19 protein-coding genes and 1 tRNA gene are annotated in these 22,303 nt (G+C 54.8%); 10 read left to right on the forward strand and 10 right to left on the reverse strand.

The window, feature by feature from the left end; all coding sequences use genetic code 11:
- Nucleotides 1-11: 11 nt before the first annotated feature.
- Together CLV58_RS05610 and CLV58_RS05615 are read left to right on the forward strand one after the other, a co-directional pair.
- Nucleotides 12-458 (forward strand): GNAT family N-acetyltransferase, encoded by a 447-nt coding sequence (locus CLV58_RS05610; RefSeq protein ID WP_106136808.1) that lies wholly within the window; start codon nucleotides 12-14, stop codon nucleotides 456-458.
- Nucleotides 446-1,378 (forward strand): serine hydrolase, encoded by a 933-nt coding sequence (locus CLV58_RS05615; RefSeq protein ID WP_106136809.1) that lies wholly within the window; start codon nucleotides 446-448, stop codon nucleotides 1,376-1,378. The genes CLV58_RS05610 and CLV58_RS05615 overlap by 13 nt, the downstream gene beginning before the upstream one ends.
- 56 nt (nucleotides 1,379-1,434) lie before the next feature.
- On the opposite strand, the gene atpH is transcribed toward CLV58_RS05615, so the two are convergent.
- From atpH to CLV58_RS05645, 6 genes are all read right to left on the reverse strand, one after another.
- On the reverse strand, nucleotides 1,435-1,974 hold the full coding sequence (atpH, locus tag CLV58_RS05620) for an ATP synthase F1 subunit delta (protein ID WP_106136810.1): 540 nt from the start codon (nucleotides 1,972-1,974) through the stop codon (nucleotides 1,435-1,437).
- 6 nt (nucleotides 1,975-1,980) lie between these two features.
- Complete coding sequence (locus CLV58_RS05625; RefSeq protein WP_106136811.1) at nucleotides 1,981-2,475, reverse strand: F0F1 ATP synthase subunit B; 495 nt, start codon at nucleotides 2,473-2,475, stop codon at nucleotides 1,981-1,983.
- Nucleotides 2,476-2,665: 190 nt separating this feature from the next.
- On the reverse strand, nucleotides 2,666-2,926 hold the full coding sequence (atpE, locus tag CLV58_RS05630) for an ATP synthase F0 subunit C (RefSeq protein ID WP_106136812.1): 261 nt from the start codon (nucleotides 2,924-2,926) through the stop codon (nucleotides 2,666-2,668).
- A gap of 51 nt (nucleotides 2,927-2,977) precedes the next feature.
- Nucleotides 2,978-4,084: a F0F1 ATP synthase subunit A gene (gene atpB / locus CLV58_RS05635; RefSeq protein WP_106136813.1), complete on the reverse strand. Its 1,107-nt coding sequence runs from the start codon at nucleotides 4,082-4,084 to the stop codon at nucleotides 2,978-2,980.
- A gap of 19 nt (nucleotides 4,085-4,103) precedes the next feature.
- Nucleotides 4,104-4,466: a hypothetical protein gene (locus CLV58_RS05640; RefSeq protein ID WP_106136814.1), complete on the reverse strand. Its 363-nt coding sequence runs from the start codon at nucleotides 4,464-4,466 to the stop codon at nucleotides 4,104-4,106.
- A 142-nt stretch (nucleotides 4,467-4,608) separates the two neighbouring features.
- Nucleotides 4,609-4,878: an AtpZ/AtpI family protein gene (locus tag CLV58_RS05645; RefSeq protein ID WP_245882228.1), complete on the reverse strand. Its 270-nt coding sequence runs from the start codon at nucleotides 4,876-4,878 to the stop codon at nucleotides 4,609-4,611.
- 107 nt (nucleotides 4,879-4,985) lie between these two features.
- On the opposite strand from CLV58_RS05645, the gene porW reads away from it, so the two are divergent.
- The 6 genes from porW to CLV58_RS05675 all read left to right on the forward strand — a co-directional run bounded on the left by porW (nucleotide 4,986) and on the right by CLV58_RS05675 (nucleotide 17,122).
- A complete protein-coding gene (gene porW, locus CLV58_RS05650) occupies nucleotides 4,986-7,217 on the forward strand; it encodes a type IX secretion system periplasmic lipoprotein PorW/SprE (protein WP_106136816.1) in 2,232 nt (743 codons plus the stop codon).
- A 105-nt stretch (nucleotides 7,218-7,322) separates the two neighbouring features.
- On the forward strand, nucleotides 7,323-9,674 hold the full coding sequence (locus tag CLV58_RS05655; protein WP_106136817.1) for a penicillin-binding protein 1A: 2,352 nt from the start codon (nucleotides 7,323-7,325) through the stop codon (nucleotides 9,672-9,674).
- A gap of 121 nt (nucleotides 9,675-9,795) precedes the next feature.
- Entirely contained in the window at nucleotides 9,796-10,911 is a 1,116-nt protein-coding gene (locus CLV58_RS05660) for a glycerate kinase (protein ID WP_106136818.1), read from the forward strand.
- Nucleotides 10,912-10,977: 66 nt separating this feature from the next.
- The gene (uvrC, locus tag CLV58_RS05665) at nucleotides 10,978-12,789 is read left to right on the forward strand and encodes an excinuclease ABC subunit UvrC (RefSeq protein WP_106136819.1); all 1,812 of its coding nucleotides are present in this window, start codon (nucleotides 10,978-10,980) and stop codon (nucleotides 12,787-12,789) included.
- Between the two features lie 145 nt (nucleotides 12,790-12,934).
- Nucleotides 12,935-14,797, forward strand: a complete 1,863-nt coding sequence (locus CLV58_RS05670) for a sialidase/neuraminidase family protein (protein ID WP_245882229.1) — start codon at nucleotides 12,935-12,937, stop codon at nucleotides 14,795-14,797.
- A gap of 6 nt (nucleotides 14,798-14,803) precedes the next feature.
- Nucleotides 14,804-17,122 carry a GH92 family glycosyl hydrolase gene (locus tag CLV58_RS05675; protein WP_106136820.1) on the forward strand — a complete coding sequence of 773 codons (2,319 nt, stop codon included), beginning with the start codon at nucleotides 14,804-14,806 and terminating at the stop codon, nucleotides 17,120-17,122.
- Between the two features lie 125 nt (nucleotides 17,123-17,247).
- Here the strand turns inward: CLV58_RS05675 and CLV58_RS05680 are convergent.
- Nucleotides 17,248-17,324, reverse strand: a tRNA-Asp gene (locus CLV58_RS05680).
- A gap of 236 nt (nucleotides 17,325-17,560) precedes the next feature.
- Between CLV58_RS05680 and CLV58_RS05685 the strand changes: the two genes are divergently transcribed.
- A complete protein-coding gene (locus CLV58_RS05685; protein WP_106136821.1) occupies nucleotides 17,561-18,103 on the forward strand; it encodes a PAS domain-containing protein in 543 nt (180 codons plus the stop codon).
- Nucleotides 18,104-18,159: 56 nt separating this feature from the next.
- On the forward strand, nucleotides 18,160-19,098 hold the full coding sequence (locus tag CLV58_RS05690) for an alpha/beta fold hydrolase (protein WP_106136822.1): 939 nt from the start codon (nucleotides 18,160-18,162) through the stop codon (nucleotides 19,096-19,098).
- A 12-nt stretch (nucleotides 19,099-19,110) separates the two neighbouring features.
- Here CLV58_RS05690 and CLV58_RS05695 read toward each other — a convergent pair whose 3' ends face one another.
- The 3 genes from CLV58_RS05695 to tsaD form a co-directional block, all read right to left on the reverse strand.
- On the reverse strand, nucleotides 19,111-19,953 hold the full coding sequence (locus tag CLV58_RS05695; protein WP_106136823.1) for a hypothetical protein: 843 nt from the start codon (nucleotides 19,951-19,953) through the stop codon (nucleotides 19,111-19,113).
- A gap of 24 nt (nucleotides 19,954-19,977) precedes the next feature.
- On the reverse strand, nucleotides 19,978-20,847 hold the full coding sequence (locus CLV58_RS05700) for an MOSC domain-containing protein (RefSeq protein WP_106136824.1): 870 nt from the start codon (nucleotides 20,845-20,847) through the stop codon (nucleotides 19,978-19,980).
- A gap of 117 nt (nucleotides 20,848-20,964) precedes the next feature.
- Entirely contained in the window at nucleotides 20,965-21,975 is a 1,011-nt protein-coding gene (tsaD, locus tag CLV58_RS05705; protein ID WP_106136825.1) for a tRNA (adenosine(37)-N6)-threonylcarbamoyltransferase complex transferase subunit TsaD, read from the reverse strand.
- Nucleotides 21,976-22,303 lie beyond the last annotated feature (328 nt).

A 22,303-nucleotide genomic window follows, 5' to 3' on the forward strand; every position in this document is an offset into this window, starting at 1 on the left:
CAACTCACGGTATGACCGCTCAACTCGTTACGGTTCGGCCCGCTGACCTGACCGATAGCTCGACGATCTATGCTTTTTTGTGCGATCTGGAAAATCAGCCGCTGGACCGATCCGCTTTCAACGCCGTCTTCACCCGCAACCTGGCTACGCCGACAGTTTATTACCGGGTAGCTGAGCAGGCTGGTGAAGTGATCGGCTTTGTCAGTTGTCATTTGCAGTATCTGCTTCACCACACAGGGCTGGTCGGCGAAATTCAGGAACTGTACGTCCGGCCCGGTTACCGGAATCGGCACATCGGTCGGCAACTATTGGCGTCCCTGGAAGCCGAACTGGCACCTGTTGGCCTGGCCAGTCTGGAAGTAACGACCAATCAGCAACGTACCGACGCCATCCGTTTTTATGAATCCGTGGCCTTCCGGCCCACCCATGTCAAATTAGTCAAGCAATGTCCCGCCTGATCTGTCTACTTATTCTCACTGGTTGCCTATGCTGCTTTTCCGGGCAGGCGCAACCAACGTCCCCCCGCCCATCAGCCAGCACCCGCCGACTGGCAAAGTCGCTTCAGCAGCTTATCGGTAGTTTTCACGGGCAGGCTGGTATCTACGTTCGGAATCTGCGTACCGGCCAAACTGTCGCGATTAATGCCGACACCTTATTCCCGACCGCCAGTACGGTTAAGATCCCGATTCAGTGCGGTCTGTTCGACAAAATTCACCAGGGCGAACTGAGCTATGAGCAGCCATTAACCTACCGCGATTCGCTGCATTACGACGATGGCATTGTGGGTTCATTAAAAGACGGCACCACGATTCCGCTCAGTCAGGTGGTCATGCTTATGGAATCGGTTAGCGACAACACGGGTAGTTTGTGGTGTCAGGCGCTGGCGGGTGGCGGTAAAACGATCAACCAGTGGCTCGACGCCAATGGTTTTCGCCAGACGCGTGTCAACTCGCGCACACCCGGCCGGGAAGCGTTTCAGAAACAGAACGGGTGGGGACAAACAACACCCCGCGAACTGGCCGATTTGCTGGTGTACATACGGGACGGCAAGGCAGTCAGTCCTGATGCCAGCGACGAGATGTACCGGAATCTGGGTCGGCAATACTGGGATCACGACGGGCTGTCGCAGCTGCCGCCGAGCGTGAAAGCCGTTACCAAAAACGGGGCTGTCAACCAGGCGCGGTCAGAAGTGGTGCTGGTACACGCGCCCCACGGCGAGTATGTGTATTGTGTCATGACAAAACACCAGCAGGACGAAAAGTGGGGGCGCGACAATGAAGGAACTACCCTGATGCGGACTGTCGGTGCCTTGCTTTGGCACCACTTCGAGCCAAACGATAGCTGGACACCGCCCGCCGGTTACGAAAAATGGTGGTAACGCAAAACGGCCTGACTCGTTGGAATCAGGCCGTTTCTTGTGAAATAAAGCTGGTTCTAGTTCAACAAGGCCATCCGCATCTCGTTCAACTGGTTGCGAATCGATCCGTCGATCTGCCGATCACCAACGCGGAGGATATAACCACCGATCAGCTTTGAATCGACTTTTTCTTCCAGCTCAACCGATTTGCTACCGGCTAGTTTGATAACCATCGCCTTGAACGTCGACCGCTGTTCTTCGGTCAGGGGCACCGTAGTGATAACGATAGCCCGCTGTACACCCTTCATCCGGTCGTATTGCGCGATGAACTCAGCCGCAATGTCGCCGATGATAGCTTCGCGGTTTTTCTTAGCGATAATTTTGAAGAAGGCCATCGTCAGCGGTTTGAACCGGCTGGCAAATACCTGCTCTACGATCGCGTTTTTCTTTTCAGCCCGAACGATTGGGTTTTGCAAAATCAATCCCAACTGCCGGTTTTTCGCCAGCGTATCCCGGAAGAACAGCATGTCTTTGCTTGTTTCTTCCAGCACGTTCTGCTCTTTGGCCAAATCAAGCAGCGACTTGGCGTAACGGGATGCTACCGTTGCAACAGCCATAGTCGATTAGTTTAGACGTGAGTTAGCCACCATGTCCGACACCAGTTTTTCCTGTGTCGACTTGTCGTTGAGTTCTTTCCGCAGCACTTTCTCAGCGATGTCAAGCGAAAGCGTTACGACTTCTTTTTTCATTTGCGTTACCAGCGCCTGCCGCTCGTTCTGCATTGCTTCGCGCGCCTGTTCCAGAATCCGCTTGCCTTCTACTTCAGCTTTCTCGCGCGAATCGGCTACCATTTTGTCGGCCGTTTCTTTCGCACCGCGCAGAATGGCTTCGCGCTCCTGCCGCGCTTCCGCCAGCAGTTTTTCATTGTTGGCTTGCATAGCCGTCATCTCGACACGGGTCTTCTCGGCCAGGTCGAGTGCACTTTGAATGTTGTTTTCACGCTCGTGCAGGCTCGATACAATCGGTCCCCAGGCAAACGCGCGCAGAATGAAGAAAAGGCCGAGAAACACGACTAGCTGCCAGAACAGCAAACCGAGATCAGGAGTAAGTAAGTCCATGTATGTATACCAGTCAGATTATGGATGGTCGATAATAAGGTAGAGCCAGCAGCTCTGTCAATCTTTTGTCAAACAACGCCCTCCGGCGGGCTATCCCCACCAGAGCGCGTTGTTTCGTTACTGCTACGGGCCGTTGCGCCAGCGCCTACCGCAACCAGCCGACCCAATTTTTTACTGCCTGTTGCCGGGCTTAGGCAGCCGTAGCAACCAGCAGACAGATTACCGCTGCGAACAGCGCCACGGCCTCGATCAGAGCCGCGATGATCAGCATAGCCGTTTGGATACGACCAGCTGCTTCCGGCTGACGAGCGATACCTTCCATGGCACTGCCACCAATCCGGCCGATACCCATACCAGCACCGATAGCTGCCAGACCTGCGCCCAGAGCGGCACCGAATACAGAAATGCTACCCGTGGTTTCCAGCAGCAGAGACATCAACATTGCAAACATGATAAATTGAATTTATGGTAAACGTGAAACAAAAGATTGCAAATCAAGAAATTAACCCAACTCCGAAGTCGTACCGTGTGCACCGTGGTCGGCTTCGTGACTGTGGTGTTCTTCAACGGCGCTACCGATGTACATCGCCGTCAGCAGCGTGAAGATGAACGCCTGCAGGAACGCGACGATCAACTCGATCAGGTTGAGGAACAGGGTAAAGAACATAACGACCGGGCTGATCGCTACGCTTGTCGTGGTACCAGCCATCGCGTTAGCCATGAAAATCAGGCCGAGCAAACTCAGGATGATAATGTGACCGGCGGTGATGTTGGCGAACAACCGGATCATCAGCGAGATCGGCTTCATGAATACGCCCACGATCTCGACCGGAATCATGACGATCAGCAGTGGCAGGGGGACACCCGTCGGCCGGACAAGGTGCATCCAGTAATGCTTGTTGCCGTTGAACGTTACGATCAGAAACGTGATGACCGCCAGTACGAGCGTTACGGCGATATTCCCCGTCAGGTTAGCCGCACCCGGTAGCAGGCCCAATAGGTTGTTTATCAGGATGAAGAAAAACAGCGTCAGCAGGTACGGCAGAAACTTCTCGTACTTCGGACCGATGCTTCCTTTGGCGATTTCGTCCCGAACAAACAGAATGATCGGCTCCAGGAATGACTGTATGCCTTTCGGTGCTTTGCCTTTATTGGCTGTGTAGCCTTTCGTGACTGCCGAAAACAGCAGGATCATGATGACCGCGCTCAACAGCAGCGAAGCAACGTTCTTGGTAATGGAAAAATCATAAACCTTGGCTTCTTCATCAAGCGCACCGGTTTCGGTTACGCGGTGAATTTTGCCGTGTTCGTTCTTGTAGCCGTTGTAGACTTCGCCGTGGGCCAGGTGTGCCGACGAGAATACTTCCAGACCCCGATCCTGCGAGTACAGAATGACGGGCAGGGGAAGCGTCAGACCGTGGGCAAATTCCCAGCCGTGGTCGTCTTTGATGTGGTGCATGATCATGCCACCCACATCGAATTTTTCCTTTTTCGCAGGTTCGTGACCGGCTGCGTGGCCTTCGTGCCCTTCCTGAGCCATCACTACGCCTAATGAACTCAGGATAAGCGTTATAGCAATTAAGAATTTTTTAATTGACGACTGCATCATATGAAGCGATTGATCCCGTTTATGAATCGCGACGCAAGTTACGGCTCACCGTCCAAATCTCAAAGCTGGTGTAAAATATATATAGTACAAGAAAGTCAAAAACGAAGGTGCGCCGGTCGGCGACACCCCGATACAGAAAAAAGCCGACGAACGCCAGCGACAGTACCAGTCGCGCTACCGTTGCCCCCAGATACATCGGTACGAATTGTTCCCGATCACCCTGTAAACCAAGATCGACCAGTCGGTGCAGCAGAAAACTGACGCTGATAAAAAAAACCAGCATCGCTTTCCAGGACGGGTGCAGCCACGCTACCTGCATGTAACGCTCGGCTACGAAAAATACAATTGCTAAAACGATAGTGACAAGCGCGGTACGAAGCATGAAATCAGTTTTCGGTATTCTGTTTACGGTTTACGGTGGTATCAACCCAAGTTTCGTACGACGGTCCGAGAACATACAGGGTAACCAACCCGATGATTGCCCCCTGTAGAAAACCGTAAACCGTGTATCGAAAACCGAAAACCTATCTTGTTAACTGTTTAATAAATAGGTAGAGCGACGCACCGATAGCCGTGAGCGACAGGACGATGGTCCAGATATGGCGCGGGTTTTGCTGCCATTCATCCAGTTTCAGCCCCACCCAGACACCAAGGCCGATAGTACCCAGCATCTGAAAGGCAATGCCACTGTACTGCACAAAAGACTTGCTCTTCTCGGCCGTGTTCTTCAGCGGGTCGTTAGAAGCTTGTCGGCGGGGTTGATCGTCAGGCTGGTTTTCCATCGAATTAGGCATTGGTATACAGTCGGTCGGGCAAAATTCGTTAATTTGAGCTAACGTTGCATATAGCCAGCTTACCCGGCAACGTTTTGAATGCAGATAAGCCACGCGTCGCTAGTTGAATGGTTCGTTTTAGGTATTCGTCTTTCCTTCTCTTATCGACAGTCGTTAGTCTGTTGAGCGGCCTGTTATCCTGTTCGCAGTACAGTACAAAACCTGTCAGCAAAGGATACCACAACCTGACAGCGCATTACAATGCCTACGTGATCGCCCGCGACGAACTCGAACAGGCCGAAGCAACGCTGTTTAAAACCCGCCAGGAAAATTATAGTCAGGTATTGCCCATTCTGCTGCCCGTCGATTCAACGAAGAGTCAGGCGGTGAAGCAGTTTCTCGATGACGCCATCAAAAAAGCCTCGCTGATTCCTGAACGACACCAGAATAGTAAATGGCTGGACGATGCCTATATCATCATCGGTCGTGCCCGACTGCTGAAGCAGGATTTACCCAACGCCATCGAGGTATTCAAGTACGTTAACACGAAGGGGACAGATCCTGACGATAAGCATACGGCACTTGTCTGGCTGATGCGGGCTTATGTCGAAGCAAGCGATTATGCCAATGCGCAAAACGTCGGCGAATACCTCCGGGCACAACCGCTCAACAAAGCCAACACGCGGGATTACTACCTCACCAATGCCTACCTTAACGAGCGGCAAGGTAAATACGCCGTTGCGGCTGCCATCCTGGACGCAACGTTTCCGGTACTGCCCAAGAATGAAGTAACTGCCCGGCTCCATCTGATCGCTGGCCAGTTGTACGATGTCTCGGGACAACCAGCTAAAGCCGTTGCGCAATACAAACAGGTAGCCAAAAGCCGACCCAGCTACGATCAGTTATTCTACGCCAATCTGTACGCGATTCAGAGCAAAGGCTTGTCAAGCGACATTCAGGAAGCTGCCACGTCGGAACGGACGTTCGAGACGATGCTCAACGACCGAAAAAACGCGGACCTGAAAGACAAGATTTACGCCACCATGGGACTGCTGGAAGTACGGAAGGGAAACATCGACAAGGGGATCGATTATTACCGCCGGGCCATTCAGGCATCACCATCCTCGACGCAGGTGCCTTACACGTATCAGGAAATCGGACGGCTGTTCGATCAGAAGAAAGGCGACTACGCGCAGGCGAAAGCGTACTACGACAGCGCGCTGGCGCAGTTTCCCCGTCAGTCGGCCGATTACGCAGCCCTGCTCACCCGCCGGAATACACTCGACGAATTTGTTCAGTATAAAAACACGATCTACACTGAGGATAGTCTACTGCGCCTAGCGAAGCTCCCCCCGGCCGAACTAAATAAAGTCATCGACGATGCCATTCGGCGTCGCCAGGAAGCCGACAAAGCACAGGCGGCACTGGCACAACAAATCGCGGATCGGGTTTCGGGTGGGGTCACCAGCATACCGGGAGCCACGAACTCCGACCTGTCCCCCGACCAGCGCTGGGTGCTGTATAATCCGGTAGCACTCAGCCAGGGCCGACAGGAGTTCCAGTCGCGCTGGGGCAACCGGCCACTTGAAGACGACTGGCGACGCAGTACCAAACAGGCATCGGATGCCATTGCCGGTACGGGCAGTCCACTCAACGGCGAATCGCTGGCCAACAGTATCAATCCGAACGCCCCCCTGACTCCGCAGGATGCCACCAACGGCACGCCCGTTATTGGTGGTCCGGTATCCGCCAATCAAGCGCAGCGCGACGCCATGCGTGCCAAGATTCCGTTTACTGCCGACGGGCAGCTACAGGCTAACCAGCGCGTAGAGACAGCACTTTATAAGCTGGGGAAACTCTACAAATTTCAGTTCAATCAGCCTGCCGACGCGATCAGCACGTTCGAGCAGTTGCTAAATCGCTACCCGAATACCATTCAGAAACCGGAAGTCTATTACCTGCTGCATTTGTCGAATGAGCAGTTGGGCAAGGCGTCCCCCTGGAAAGACCGCTTACAAACGGAGTTCCCCAACACGACCTACGCACGCCTGACAGGTCGTGCTGCCGCTCAGGGCAGCGACGCAGAAGCGCGGGCATTGGCCGTTTACACACAGATTTACGACCTTTACAAAGAAAACAACCTGACCGAGGCACTGGCCCGCGCCGACAAGGCCCTGGGCGATTATGCCGGAGCCAAAATCAGCGATAAGCTGGCCTTGCTCCGCGTGCTGCTGGTTGGCAAGTTACAGACACCCGATTCGTACCGGCAGGCGCTCAGCGAATTTATCCGTGATTTTCCGGGTAGCCCGCTGTTATTTCGTGCCAAGGAAATGCTGGCGGCTGTGAATCAGAAGAAATAGTGTCCACGGTATACAGTTTACGGTTCACGGTTTCGCCAATGGGCAGATCGATTCGTAAACCACCGAAAACTGTATACTGAAAACCGAAAACCACTTACCCATATAATGTTTGATTTTGCAACCGGTCGGTACAAGAGCCTGATTCAAAACCTGTGGCGGTTCGCGCTGCTGGGTGTTGGTTTGCTGGTACTGTACATTTTGGCCGTCAGTTATAACTTCCTCTGGCTGTTTGGAGGAATGCCCAGCCTGAAAGCACTCGAAAACCCACAAAGCGAAGTAGCTTCGGAAGTCTACACAGCCGACAATCAGCTGTTGGGAAAGTATTATACCGAGAACCGGACGCCCGTCGAGATTACGCAGGTCTCCCCCAACGTAACGTCGGCCCTGCTCGCAACCGAAGATGCCCGATTCGTCAAGCACTCCGGTATCGACCCCCGCTCCTTCTTTCGGGTAATCAAAGGCATCGCGACGGGCAATAGTAGCTCGGGGGGCGGTAGTACGCTGACCCAGCAGGTCGCCAAAAACCTCTTCGACACGCGGGGCGAAAAGCTGCGGGGTGCGCTGGGTAACATTCCGGTTCTGAAAACGGTCATCGAAAAGACCAAGGAATGGATTCTGTCGGTGCGCCTGGAGCGGAATTATACCAAGCAGGAGATCATGATGATGTACCTGAACACGGTATCGTTCGGCAACAACACCTTTGGTATCAAAACGGCGGCCAAGACATACTTTGATAAAGAGCCCTGGAACCTGAACGTTGAACAGGCGGCCCTGCTGGTTGGGATGCTCCAGAACCCGTCGCGCTACGATCCCCGCATTTTTGAAGAACGGGCGATTCAGCGTCGTAACGTCGTACTGAGTCAGATGCAGCGATATGGGTTTCTGACACTCGATCAGGAAGCGTTGTACCAGAAAAAGCCGCTGAAACTGGATTTCAGCGTCGAGAACCAGAACACGGGGATGGCCGCTTATTTCCGTTCGGTCATTCGCGACGATATCAAACGCTGGATCAACGACTATAACGAGGAAAATCCCGGCGCCGAGCTTGACCTGTATACCAGTGGGTTACGCATTTACACGACGATCGACTCGCGCATGCAGACCTACGCGGAAGAAGCCGTGATGACGAACATGCGCGATCAGCAGCGGAAATTCTACGAACACTGGCGGGGTCGGAATCCGTGGGTAGCCCCCCGGAAAGTCGGTAAGCGCACCGTGTACGACGAAATTCCAAACTTCATCGAAGACAAAGCACAAAAGACCACTCGCTTCAAGCAGTTGAAAGCAGATCTTGATGGTGATCTGAAAGCCGTCTGGGCTGAGATGCGGAAACCGCACAAGATGAAAGTGTTTGTGTACGGTGGGCGTCGAAATGAGAAGGATACGACGATGAGTACGCTCGATTCGCTGCGTTACTACAAACGATTGCTCAATACGGGTTTTATGTCGATGGACCCGGAAACAGGCCACGTCAAGGCCTGGGTTGGGGGGATCAACTTCCGGCACATGAAATTCGACCACGTTCGGCAAAGCCGCCGGCAGCCGGGGTCTACGTTTAAACCGTTTATCTACCTGACTGCCATCGATCAGGGCTTCGTGACCCCCTGTACGCATCTGGTCGACCAGCCAACGACGTTCGCGCACGGCGAAGACAACAACAATGGCCCGGCTTGGACGCCCAAAAACTCGAACGGTCGATACAGCTACCGTGATCTAAGCCTGCGCGATGCGCTCGGTCAGTCGATCAACACGATCAGCGCCCAGTTGATCAAAAAAACGCGAGCCGAAGCCGTAATCAAGTACGCACACGATTTGGGTATTCAGAGCAAATTGACGGACAACCCAACACTTTGCCTGGGTACCTCCGACGTATCCGTCTACGAAATGGTGGCGGCCTACTGTTCATTTGCCAACGGCGGGCTGCGCGTCAGGCCCATGATTATTAGCCGTATCACCGACAAGAACGGCAACGTGCTGAAAACCTTCACGGCGGACGCCAATCAGGTAATCAGCGCCAACCGGGCCTACGAAATGCTGCACCTGATGCAGGCGGCTGTTGAGCCGGGTGGTACAGCCGCCCGACTGGCGGGTCAGTACAAGCTGATGGAAGGCGGCAATCAGATTGCCGCTAAAACGGGGACGACCTCGAACTATTCCGATGCCTGGTTTATGGGCATGACCCAGCGGCTGGTGTCGGGGGTCTGGGTGGGTGGTGACGACCGGTCGATTCACTTCCGCTCGATCGAACTGGGGCAGGGCGGTCGGCTGGCGATGCCTACCTGGGCCGTGTACATGCAAAAAGTCTACAAAGATCCGACGTTGGCGCGTTATAAGCCCGTTCCTTTCCGCAAACCAAACGGCTTTAAAATCGATTGTGGCGGTTATCACATCGACTCTGCCAGTCGGTATGTTCCGCCTAAGGTGGTTGTCGAGGACGAAGACGAAATATTGCAGTAAAGCGGGTAAACTACTTGCTATATATTCTGTATATAGAGCCGCCGACTAGTAACAACATGCATGATCTTTTGTGAATAAATTAGCGTAGACGTACTTTTGGGCGTTCCCCCTAACGCCCTACATGAAAATCATCCTGGCTCCAGACAAATTCCGAGGCTCGCTGACCGCTCGTCAGGCCGTAACCGCCATGGCCGAAGGTGTTCGTCTGGCGCATCCCACGGCTGAGCTGATTCAGCTTCCGCTTGCCGACGGTGGCGAAGGTACTGCCTGCATACTGACGCTTGCATCTGGGGGGCACTGGTATCCCGTCACGGTACAGGGTCCACTGGGGCAACCCGTTGAAGCAGGCTTCGGTCTGACGCCCGACGGCAAAACGGCGTACATCGACATGGCTACGGCTTCGGGCCTGAATTTATTGACCGAATCTGAGCGCAACCCCCTGAAGACCAGCACATACGGTACCGGACAACTCATCGATCGTGCCCTGAAAACGGGTGTCAAACACGTCGTCATGGGCATCGGCGGCAGCGCTACGACCGACGCTGGTATCGGTATGGCTGCGGCTCTGGGTTGGCAGTTTCTCGATAAAGACGATCAGCCACTGGCCCCCATCGGCGAAAACCTGATTTACCTGAGAAAACTGGTTCCACCCGCTGAATCCAGCGTCGAAAACGTTTGGTTTTCCGTCGCCTGCGATGTGCTGAATCCCCTGTACGGTCCCGACGGAGCGGCTTACGTATATGGGCCACAGAAAGGTGCTACACCGGAACAGGTAGCCCAGCTCGATGCCGGCCTACAGCAGTTTGCGCGGGTTGTACGCGATCAGTTCGGCTATGAACTGGGCGACTTGCCCGGAGCCGGTGCCGCTGGCGGACTAGGAGCCGGTTGTCTGTTTTTCCTGCAGGCCGGTCTGCGTCCCGGCAGCGATCTCGTACTCGACGCGATCGGCTTCGATGAGCACCTGAGCGATGCGAACCTGGTGCTGACCGGCGAAGGCAAACTCGATCTACAGACAGCACAAGGCAAACTGCTGTACGGCCTAACGAGCCGGGCGGGCGAAGTACCGGTCGTTGCGCTGTGCGGAGCCGTTACGCTATCCCCCGAGGCCGTCGATGCTATCGGGCTGCGGGCCGCCTTCTCCATTCAATCAAGACCCCAGTCGGTCGATAAGGCGCTGGAATCCGCGTTCACCGACCTGCGGCTGGCAACCTTTAACGTTTGCCGCTTGTTTTCATAGTGGCCCTTGCCTATCGGGTTACGGCCGTATCTGTGACATCAACATACGTTTCCGGCCAACGTTATCATGCCCGAATTCGACTATAAAAAAGAACTGGCCAAGGTCCCCCACGAACCGGGCGTTTACCGCTATTTCGACGCGACGGGCGAGGTCATTTACGTAGGGAAAGCGAAAGACCTGAAAAACCGGGTCAGCAGCTATTTTACCAACTCCAAACAGCACGACCGGAAGACGCTGCGACTGGTGAGCCAGATTCGCAAGCTTGAGTTTACGATCGTTCATACCGAGTTCGACGCGCTGCTGCTGGAGAATCAGCTCATCAAACGATACCAGCCCAAGTTCAACATCCTGTTGCGCGACGACAAAACGTACCCGTTTGTCTGCGTCACCGACGAGCCGTTTCCGCGCGTCATCACGACCCGGCGTATTGATCGCAAGCAGGGTACGTTCTACGGCCCGTTCGCCAACTTGAAGCCGATGTACACGGTGCTGGATATGTTCAGTCAGCTGTTCACCATCCGCACCTGTAATTACAACCTGACGCGCGAAAATATCGAAGCAGGGAAGTTCAAAGTGTGTCTGGAATACCACATCGGCAACTGCAAAGGCCCCTGTGAAGGCAAACAGCCTGAGAGCGATTACGACAAGGATATTGAGCAGGTACATCACATTCTGAAAGGAAACCTGAAACCGGCGCAGGAATACTTCAAGAGTCGGATGGTGGAAGCGGCCAACGAGCTGGCGTTTGAACAGGCGCAAAAGCAGAAGGAAAAGATGGACGTGCTGCAACGCTTTCAGAGCAAGTCGACCGTCGTTAACCCGAAGATTGCCGACGCCGACGTCTTTTCGATTGCCTCCGACGAAACGGCTGCGTACGTCAACTTTATGAAGGTCGTCAACGGAACGATCGTGCAGGCGCAGACAGTCGAGGTAAAGAAAAAGCTGGACGAGACCGACCCGGATCTGCTGGCCATGATGATTGTCGAGTTCCGGTCGCAGTATGGCAGTCAGGCGAAAGAGATCATCACCAACATACAGCCCGACGTTGACCTGCAGGTTGAAGTGACGATTCCGCAGATCGGCGACAAGAAAAAACTGCTGGAGATGTCGCTCAAGAATGTGCTGTATTTCCGGCGTGAGCGGCAGGAACGCGCGGCCGCCGAAGCTACTGCCAATGCCAGCAAAAAAGACCGCGTGCTGATCCGGCTCAAGCAGGATTTGCAGCTCAAAACCCTGCCGAATCGTATCGAGTGTTTCGATAACTCCAACATTCAGGGGACCAACCCCGTCTCGGCCATGGTTTGCTTCATCGGGGGCAAACCAGCGAATAAGGAGTACCGTCATTTCTCGATCAAAACGGTCGTCGGGCCTAATGACTTCGCCAGTATGTATGAAGTCGTGACCCGGCGTTACACCCGTGTGCTGGAGGAACAAACGGACATGCCCGACCTGATCGTCATCGATGGCGGCAAGGGCCAGCTTAGTGCCGCCTGCGACGCCCTGAAAGCCCTGAACTTGTACGGCAAAGTACCCATCATCGGTATCGCCAAGCGGCTGGAAGAAATCTATTTCCCCGAAGACAACCTGCCGCTGTACATCGATAAAAAGTCCGAATCGCTCAAGCTGATTCAACGCATTCGCGACGAAGCCCACCGCTTTGCCATCACCTACCACCGCGACAAACGTAGCCGCAACAGCCTGATTAGCGAACTGGAAAACGTAGAAGGTATCGGTAAGAAAACGGCGGCCAAGCTGCTGAAGCACTTCAAAGGTGTCAGCAAGATTCGCGAAGCTTCCTTCGATGAAGTCTCCGACGTAGTCGGAAAAGACCGCGCCAACAAACTGAAAGTCTACTTCGACACGATCGAGAATAGTTGATGGTCTCGCACAGACTTAAAAGGTTGTCAGATATTTGTTAAGTCTACAAAGCCCCTCTCCCAGTTTTGGGATAGGGGTTGGGATGAGGGTCGTTGCCAAGGGAGCCGTTGTGTCGTATTTTGCAGACAAATACAACCTGGCTTGCATGAAACCCATTCGTTCACTGCTGTCTGTCGCCATTGCTGGTCTGCTGACAGTTTCCTCTATTCACGCCCAAACGGGTAGCCCGGCTGAACCGGTTCGCTATGTTGGCGGGGTAACCGTCGACCCGACACTGCATGAAGGTCGGCTTCGCTACGCCATCGGCGTCGAGAACCGACAGACCTTACGCGCCAACCGAACCCACCCCGAACAGGCCGACGGCTACGGCTGGACCTACAACCACGCGTCGAACCTGTGCTACTGGAACGGCCGGTTTTACCAGCAGTACCTGAGCAATCCCGCTGATGAGCACGTGGCACCCGGCCAGACGCTGCTCGTCACCTCAACGGATGGTCGCAACTGGGAGAAACCCCAGGTAGCGTTTCCGCCCTACAAAGCACCTGAAGGTGTCACGATTCCGGAAGGCTACCACGGCTACATGATGCACCAGCGCATGGGCTTCTACACCGCTCCCGACGGTAGACTGCTGACGGTTGCCTTTTACGGGCATACCGACGATCCATTCGGAAAAGGGGGTATCGGCCGCGTCGTGCGCGAAGTCTACAAAGACGGTACGTTCGGACCGATTTACTTCATTCGGTACAGCAGCTACAACAACTGGAACGAGACCAACACGAGTTACCCCTTCTACAAAAAATCGCCCGATACCGGCTTCGTCAATGCCTGCGACGCGCTCCTGGCCGACAAGCTGATGACGTTCCAATGGTACGACGAAGACAACGGAAAAGACGGCTTCTACGGTACGAACAAAGCGGGGCAGGCGCTCTCCTATTATCACCGTAAAGACGGACAGGTCGTAGCCCTCTGGAAAAAGTCGCTGACGGGCCTGTCGGCCGACGAGGGAAAAACGTTCTCCGCTCCCGTTAAAGTCCCGACACTGCTAATGTCGGGGGGGAAAGTATGGGGCCAACGTACCGACGACGGTCGCTACGCCATTTCGTACAACCCCATCGAAACAACGCAGTACCGCTACCCCCTGGCCATTATCTCGGGCGATGATGGTATCGTCTTCGACAATCTGCTACTGGTGAGTGGCGAAGTACCGCTCCGCCGATTCACCGGGCGCTGGAAAGATTTCGGTCCCTGCTACATGCGTGGTATCGAAGAAGGTAATGGAAACCCACCCGGTTCGGATATGTGGATGACCTACAGTGTCAACAAGGAAGATATGTGGGTTTCCCGCATCCCGACGCCCATTCGCTACGCCGTGACCGGCCCTGTCGCCGATAATTTCGACAAGCTGACACCGGGCGGTGCCGTACCCGACTGGAATATTTACGCGCCAAAGTGGGCACCCATCACCCTCGTGAAAGCACCCGGCGCGTCGAAAGGGTTAAGTCTTGAACTACGCGACACCGACCCGTACGATTATGCCCGCGCTATTCGGGTATTTAAGGAGAGCCGAACCGCTACGGTACAATTGCGCCTGTACGCTGATCCCAAAAACACGGGTGACCTCGATATTGACCTGACCGATCAGTACGGTAATCGGCCGGTGCGGCTTCGCGTTACGGCTAAGCAGCAGTTACTGGCGGTCGACGGCGGTACCGAGAAAGTACTTCAGACGGTGCAACCGGGCCAATGGTATACGCTCAAGCTGGTCGTGAAAGCAAGCCCGGGGGGTACTTACAGCGTATCCGCCAACGATAAGCCGGTGCTGAGCAATGCCCGCCTGGCTGAAGCCGTTACGTCTGTAGAACGCCTGTCGCTGCGTACGGGGCCGTACCGGAATTTACCGAACCGGCAGACGCCCAACGAAACCAACGACCCGCCCCTGCCCGGCTGCGATGAGCAGACCGCACCCACTCTTTTTTACATTGATGATGTCCGGCTCTCCGGCAACTAAGTACCAATGACCTTTCTCTCCCGATTTCTTTTATCAGGGCTGGCATTGGCCGGGCTGTATACAGCGCCAGACGTCGCTGCCCAATCAGCAAACCGCGTCAAGCAATCAGCAAACCGCACGCCGGCCAGTCAGGGCGTTACCCAGTATGTCGACCCATTTATCGGTACCGGTTTTCACGGGCATGTCTTTCTGGGAGCCAACGTACCGTTTGGGGCCGTGCAACTCGGCCCGACCTTACTGGGGCCAATGGGCCTGGCCGACGGCTGGGACTGGTGTTCCGGCTATCACAACACCGACTCACTGATGATCGGCTTTTCGCACACACACCTCAGCGGTACGGGCATCGGTGACCTCGGCGACGTGCTGATTATGCCGACGACCGGCCCCGTTCATCTGACAAAAGGCATGCCCCGTAATAGTCAGAGCGGGTATGCGTCGCATTTTTCACACAGCAACGAAATTGCCCGGCCCGGTTATTACCGGGTAAAGCTGGACCGCTACAACATCGACGCGGAGCTAACGGCAACGGAGCGCGTGGGGCTGCATCGGTACACCTTTCCCAAAACCAGCGATGCTCATATTCTGATCGATCTGGAGCAGGGGATCGGCTGGGATAAATCGATCGACACGAAGCTGGAGAAGGTAAACGATAGCACCCTGGTAGGCTACCGACTTTCAAAAGGATGGGCCGCCGATCAACGGCTGTATTTCGCCATCGTGCTGTCGCGTCCAGTCGCCAACTTCGCTTTATACAACGATCAGACCGCTGCCAGCGGCACCAGCCTGACCAGCGCCAAAACAAAGGGAATCCTGAGCTTTACCACGAAAGCCGGGGAAACGGTGCTGCTGAAAGTCGGCATTTCACCCGTGAGTTCGGCGAATGCACTGGCGAACATCCGGGCCGAGTTACCCCACTGGCAGTTCGATCAGGTCCGGTCGAACGCCGACGCCAGCTGGAACCGGGAATTAGGAAAGGTACAGGCTACATCATCGGACCGGGCGCGGCTGACTACATTCTACACAGCTTTGTATCATACCATGATCGCGCCGTCGATTTTCAACGACCACAACGGCGATTATCGCGGTACGGACAAGAAAGTATATCTCAAAGCACCGTTTACCAACCTGACGACCTTTTCGCTCTGGGACACGTATCGGGCGGCCAATCCGCTCTACACGCTGCTCCAACCCCAGCGCATGGGCGACATGGTCAATTCCATGCTTGCCATCTACGAGCAGCAGGGTAGTCTGCCGATATGGCCACTGATGGGCAACGAAACCAACACCATGCCCGGCAACAGTTCGCTTCCCATCATCTCCGACGCCATTCTGAAAGGTGTCCCCGGCATCGACGCCAACCGCGCTTACGCAGCGATGAAAGCCAGCGCCATGCGCGACCCGCGTGGGTTGAAATTCGTCAGGAATCTACAATTCATCCCGGCCGACAGCATGGTGGAAAGCGTGGCACAAGGCCTCGAATACGCCATCGACGACTGGGCCGTCGCGCAGGTCGCCAAAAAGCTGGGCAAAGCCGACGACTACGCCTACTTCAGCAAGCGCGCCAAAGCATACCAGCACTATTTCGACCCAACGACCAAGTTTATGCGAGGCCGGGTATCGGAAACGGCCTGGCGCACCCCGTTCAGCCCGGTCGAGTCGCGCCATATGAAAGACGATTTTGCGGAAGGGAATGCCTGGCAGTACACCTGGCTGGTACCGCACGATGTAGAAGGGCTGATGACACTGATGGGTGGCGAACAGCCTTTCACGAAAAAGCTGGATTCGCTGTTTGTCGTCAAAGCCAAAATGGGTGCCGAAGCTTCCAACGACATCACGGGCCTGATCGGGCAGTATGCGCACGGCAACGAACCCAGCCACCACATCACGTACCTCTACGCCTACGTCGGTCAGCCCTGGAAAACAGCCGACAAAGTGCGGTACATTATGGATTCGTTGTATTCAGCCCGTCCCGACGGGTTGTGTGGCAACGAAGACGTTGGACAGATGTCGGCCTGGTACGTGTTATCAGCGATGGGCTTCTACCCCGTCAACCCGGCCAACGGAGCCTACGTGTTCGGCAGCCCTGTGTTCGATGCCATCACGCTCCGATTGCCCGACAACAAGTCGTTCTCGATCAACGTCCGCAACAACAGCGCGAGAAACCGCTACATCAAGACGATGACGCTGAACGGTAAGCCCTACACCCGCTCATACATCCGACATCAGGACCTGCTCAACGGCGGCACATTAATCATCGATATGAGCGACAAACCCAGTTCCGCCTGGGGTACCGCCCCCGCCGATCGACCAAAATCGATATACTAGCAAATCACAACAAGCAAGAGCCCCGACATGATCGCGTGTCGGGGCTCTTGCTTGTTTCAAACCGGTGATAGTTTGCGCACCAAAAAGGCCTTGCAGCGATGCTACAAGGCCTTTTCTTTCTCTGTTGGCGGTCCGGACGGGGCTCGAACCCGCGACCCCCTGCGTGACAGGCAGGTATTCTAACCAACTGAACTACCGAACCTTTTTTCGATGTGGGGCTGTTTATTTCCCTTTATCGTGGCACAAAAGTAGTAGCCTATTTGATTCAACGCAAGCGACTGCCCCAAAAAAAATTACGACTACGCGGCAAAAAACCAATCAACAACTGGTAATCAGCCGTTTTGCAACGAAAATATTTTTCAACAAATGGTATCCTTTTAGAAAAACAATATGTTTCTGACTTGAACCAGTTACCTTGTGCTGCCGATTTCCGCTAGTATGCTACCTCTCGATACACCATCCGACACTTCCCCTGATCAGTTTTCTTCCCGGCTCCGTCCTGAAGGAAACCGCCCATACCCAGCGATCAGTTACGAAATATTCCTGCTTATGCACGCGCAGGAGCGCGCCCGTCGGTCGGAAGAGGCCCTGTTTCAACGGTTGAGCAGCATCTTCGACTGGCAGTTAAGTCGACGGCAGCAACGGCAGTACACCCAGAAACTGAAGGATGGCTTCACTTTTGTACTAACAGATCCAGCCAAGTCGATTCTCTGGACAAGCAACAGCTTTTTGTCGATGACCGGCTATCGGAACCAGGACGTTGTTGGTAAAACCCCACGCATCCTACACGGTCCCGGCACGAATCCGACGGTGTTGCAGCAAATTCGCGATGCGCTGCAGCAACACAAGCCCGTGCAAGCCGAGCTGATCAACTACCGCAAGAGTGGGGATGCCTACGTATGTCAGGTGGCTATCGACCCGATGTACAACAGTCAGGGCGAGCTAACCCATTTTCTGGCGGTGGAGCAGGAAGTCCGATAACCTTCTTGGCCCGGAAGGCGTTTTTGCCGTATACCTGCTTCTCCATCTGTTAATCAATGAAGCGTTTCTTTCGTCTGCTGGGCTGGACACTCGTTATCGTCGTAATACTGGCTGCCGGGGCTGTCGTAATAGCCTGGGTGCTCGACTTCCGCCAGACCGATCAGGAGCTGATAGCTGAATTCAGGCGTCAGTCGGTTCGGCCCACAGTACACCGTTACCAGGTTAGTCTGTCCGACTCCGCCCCCACCCGCACCATTCGGTTTATGGAAACCCCAGCCCGTTCCCGGTCGGGAGAGCGGCTGCCGGTTGTCCTGTTCGTGCATGGTGCGCCTAGTTCACTTTCGTTCTTCAACGGTTTTTTCAAAGATACCGCTCTCCTCGACCGTGCCCAGCTTGTCGCCGTCGACCGGCCGGGTTATGGCTATTCTGATTTTGGTCGGGTGGAGACATCGATTATTCGGCAGGCACAGTTTCTACAGCCACTCATTGACCGGTATCGCAATGCCCCGCAACTGATTATTGTCGGTTCGTCGTACGGAGGATCAGTGTCGGCGCGGCTGGCGATGAACAACCCTGGCCGGGTCGACCATGTGGTTTTTGTCTCGTCGGCGCTGGGGCCGGGTCTGGAGCGGACGTACCCGATCAGCTATCTGGTCGACAGTCCATTGCTGCACTGGGGAATCCCTCCGCTGCTACGGCTGGCCAACGACGAGAAATTAGCGCACTATCAGGCGTTACGGGCTATCCTGCCCGACTGGGATCGTATCCGAGCTAAAATCACGATGCTACACGGACAACGTGACGAACTGGTGTACCCGACCAACGTATCGTTTGCACAGCAGCACCTCGTCAACGCGCCGGTCAAGCAGTTTTTGCTGCCCGAAAGCCGGCACGACATCGTCATGAATAAACGGGAATATATTGCCAGCATTCTGCTGGACATTCTAACAAACGTACAGGGAAAGCCTGACGTAAAAGCACTGGTTCGACGTTGACTGGACGCGCGGTTACAACACCAGGGCCGGAAACCAGAATACAGCGTCGCCCAGCCACCGATAGCGCTCGTGTTTGACGAATCGGTTTGGAAACCGTTGGATGACGTGCAGCGCCAGGCTCATCAGCCCCAGTATCAGCGCTGACCGCTGCGCAAAGCGATCATCGACGATAAAACAGAGTGTCAGTGCCGTACCGACGATCAGTACAGTAAGCAGTGTCAGCACTGTTTTACTGGTTTTTAAGCCCCAGTAGGTAGCCAGCGAGAAGTCTGCCTGCCTGGTATGCTCCAGCTCTTCCATGACGGCAAACAGCAACAAATTCTGGAAGGCGACGGCCATAAACATCAATCCCTCCGTAATATCGGTACCACTGATCGACGGGCGTTGTACCCAGACGCTTCCCCATACCCCCACCGTGTAGATTACGGCAACCAGGGGTTCTTTCAACAAGAGTGACGGATGACGCTGGGGAAGCGAAAACACGACGGCGATGTAAGCCGCGCAGACTGCGCCCAACACCAGCCCGAACTCGATTACGGACCAGGGGAGAAAGAAAATCAGCACCAGTGCGGCCAAACCAGCCGCGATAATCGACCACCAGAGCTGCGTTTCGTGAAGCCGATGAAAACGGTGGCGGGCCGTCAGGTCCGCCAGTGGCGTTGTACGCCCCAGCTTACGGACGTCAAAAAGTCGGTCAGCCGTATAAATGATGTAAACGACCAGCGCCAGCACAACCGGCGTAGCCCAGTGGACAGGGTCAACGTCGGACAGGCGGGTCGCCAGCCGGTTGGAGAGTACTGCGCCCAGCACAACCGGTGCACTCAAATAATAAGCGTTACGAAGGAGGGTAAACAAAGCTGATGGTGTAAACCTTAGTTACTAAACCAGATCGACGGGCGGAGCTAGCCAGGGTTCCTGACGTACGACGACGTTGATTGGCTGACCAACCCGCAGCACGCCCGACGCCGACGGATCGGGCAGTACGTTCTGGCCAAATAAAATCTTGTGAGTATACTGCCGATAGGTCGCTAATGTTCGCAGCGGTTCGCGTCCCTTCTGCGCCGTAGCCGGGTCGATTGTGGTCAGTACGCAGCGGGCGCAGGGTTTCACGCCATAAAACGTAAGCTCACCGATCTGAAACTCAGCCCAGCTGTCTTCGTCGTAGGGAGTACTTCCGCTGACAACCAGATTGGGCCGAAAGCGGGCCATGTCCATTGGATCAGGCTCCGTTTCAGCGATGACGCGCTGGTTCAAGTAATCGAGCGACGATTGTCCGATGAGCAGGTACGGGTAGCCATCGGCAAAGCTGACCGGGTCGTCCTGCCGGGCATACTGTTCATCGACGGGTCGGTGCGTGCTGTCGGGCATGTATACCAGTCGGCAGGGCATCGTCAGCATGCGCGAAAACCAGGCGTCGGCTTCCGCACTAACCGTCTGGGCCGGTACGTCCTTGCTATCCCAGATCGAAACGGACATAGTTTCGCCCGTATCTGGCATCGGGCCTTCCAGCGGCAGCGTCAGTATGTCGTCGGGATAATGCCGGTGCCAGACCAGCAACGTCTCGCCGTCGATACGCACGTCGATCAGCGCCATGATCGGGTGGCTCCGCTGCGTGATGAATTTCCCGTTGGGCTCAACCAGCATGAAACGCCGGTCATACCGTAATCCCTTCGGTTCAACCACGGCTTCATCAACCGCGATACCGCCTAACGATTTGATCGGGTAGATGTATAGTGCAGACAGAAACATAGTGTCGGTTTGTGGTCTAATGTTTACGGTATTCGGTATTCAGTTTACGGTAGACGATGCTGAAATGTGGCCCGCGTCAGCTTACCGAAAACCGTAAACTGAATACCGGGAACTTCATCAAAAACTCAGTCGTGGCAGCGGGCTAACGGTCTGATCGACAAAGTCGCCCTGCTCAAATTTGAACTTGGCCGCCATAGCAATCATAGCCGCGTTGTCGGTACAGTATTCGAAGCGTGGGATAAAGATTTGCCAGTTCTGCTCCTGCCCCAGTTGATTAAGCGCTGTACGCAGCCCCCGGTTCGCCGATACCCCGCCCGCAATGGCAATCTGGGTAATACCCGTTTCGCGTACAGCCCGTTTCAGCTTCGTCAGTAGCATCTGAATCAGCGTATGCTGAATGCTCGCGCAGATGTCGGGCAGGTGTTGCTGAATGAAGTCAGGGTTGTCTTTTGTTTGCTGACGCAGGAAGTATAGGATAGCCGTTTTGATACCGCTGAACGAAAAATTCAGATCCGGCATCTCGCTCATGGGAAAGCGATACGCCAGCGGGTTTCCTTCGGCAGCATACTTGTCGATCAGTGGCCCACCCGGATACGGTAAACCGAGCAGCTTAGCCGATTTGTCGAAGGCCTCCCCCACAGCGTCGTCCATCGTCTGTCCAATCACGTGCATCGCCAGCGGACCATCGACGCGTACGATCTGCGTATGCCCTCCACTGACCGTCAGGCATAGGAACGGAAAGTTCGGTTTTTCGGGCCGTTCGGGATCGTCGATGAAGTGCGCCAGCACATGGGCCTGCATGTGGTTGACTTCGATCAATGGAATGGCTAACCCAAGGGCCAGTGCTTTAGCGAATGAAGCCCCAACCAGCAGCGATCCCAACAGACCAGGCCCTCGCGTGAAGGCTACTGCGGACAGATCGGTTTTGGCAACGCTGGCGTCGGCCAGGGCACGCTCGACTACCGGCCAGATATGTTGCTGGTGCGCCCGCGACGCCAGTTCGGGCACTACACCCCCGTATTGCTCGTGAATCAGCTGGGCCGCAATGACGTTGGAACGCATATCGCCGTTGACCAGCACGGCCGCCGACGTTTCATCGCAGGATGATTCGATAGCTAAAATAATCACGCACAAAAATAACAGATAAAGCGGCTTTGGCGAAGGACAATACTGATCTGTCGTACCGGAGGGTTGATTACCGACTACATACAATGTGTTTGCTGACTTGCTCGAATGATCGATTAGGATGGAACTACGATTCGACGCGTTATTTAGGCATTGATCTGTAAATTTGGGGTTTTCAAACTGTGGCTGTCAACAACTGGTACGCCATCCGTGTAGTTGTGATTAGCCGCTCCCTCAAACACGCGGAACAATTATATAGATCGGCAAACTATTGACGGCCCCATATCAGTTTATTGAAAAAACAATGGAACTGGCTACTAAACCGTTGCAA

The organism is Spirosoma oryzae (genome assembly GCF_003002825.1).
GTDB classification, from domain to species: Bacteria; Bacteroidota; Bacteroidia; order Cytophagales; family Spirosomataceae; genus Spirosoma; species Spirosoma oryzae.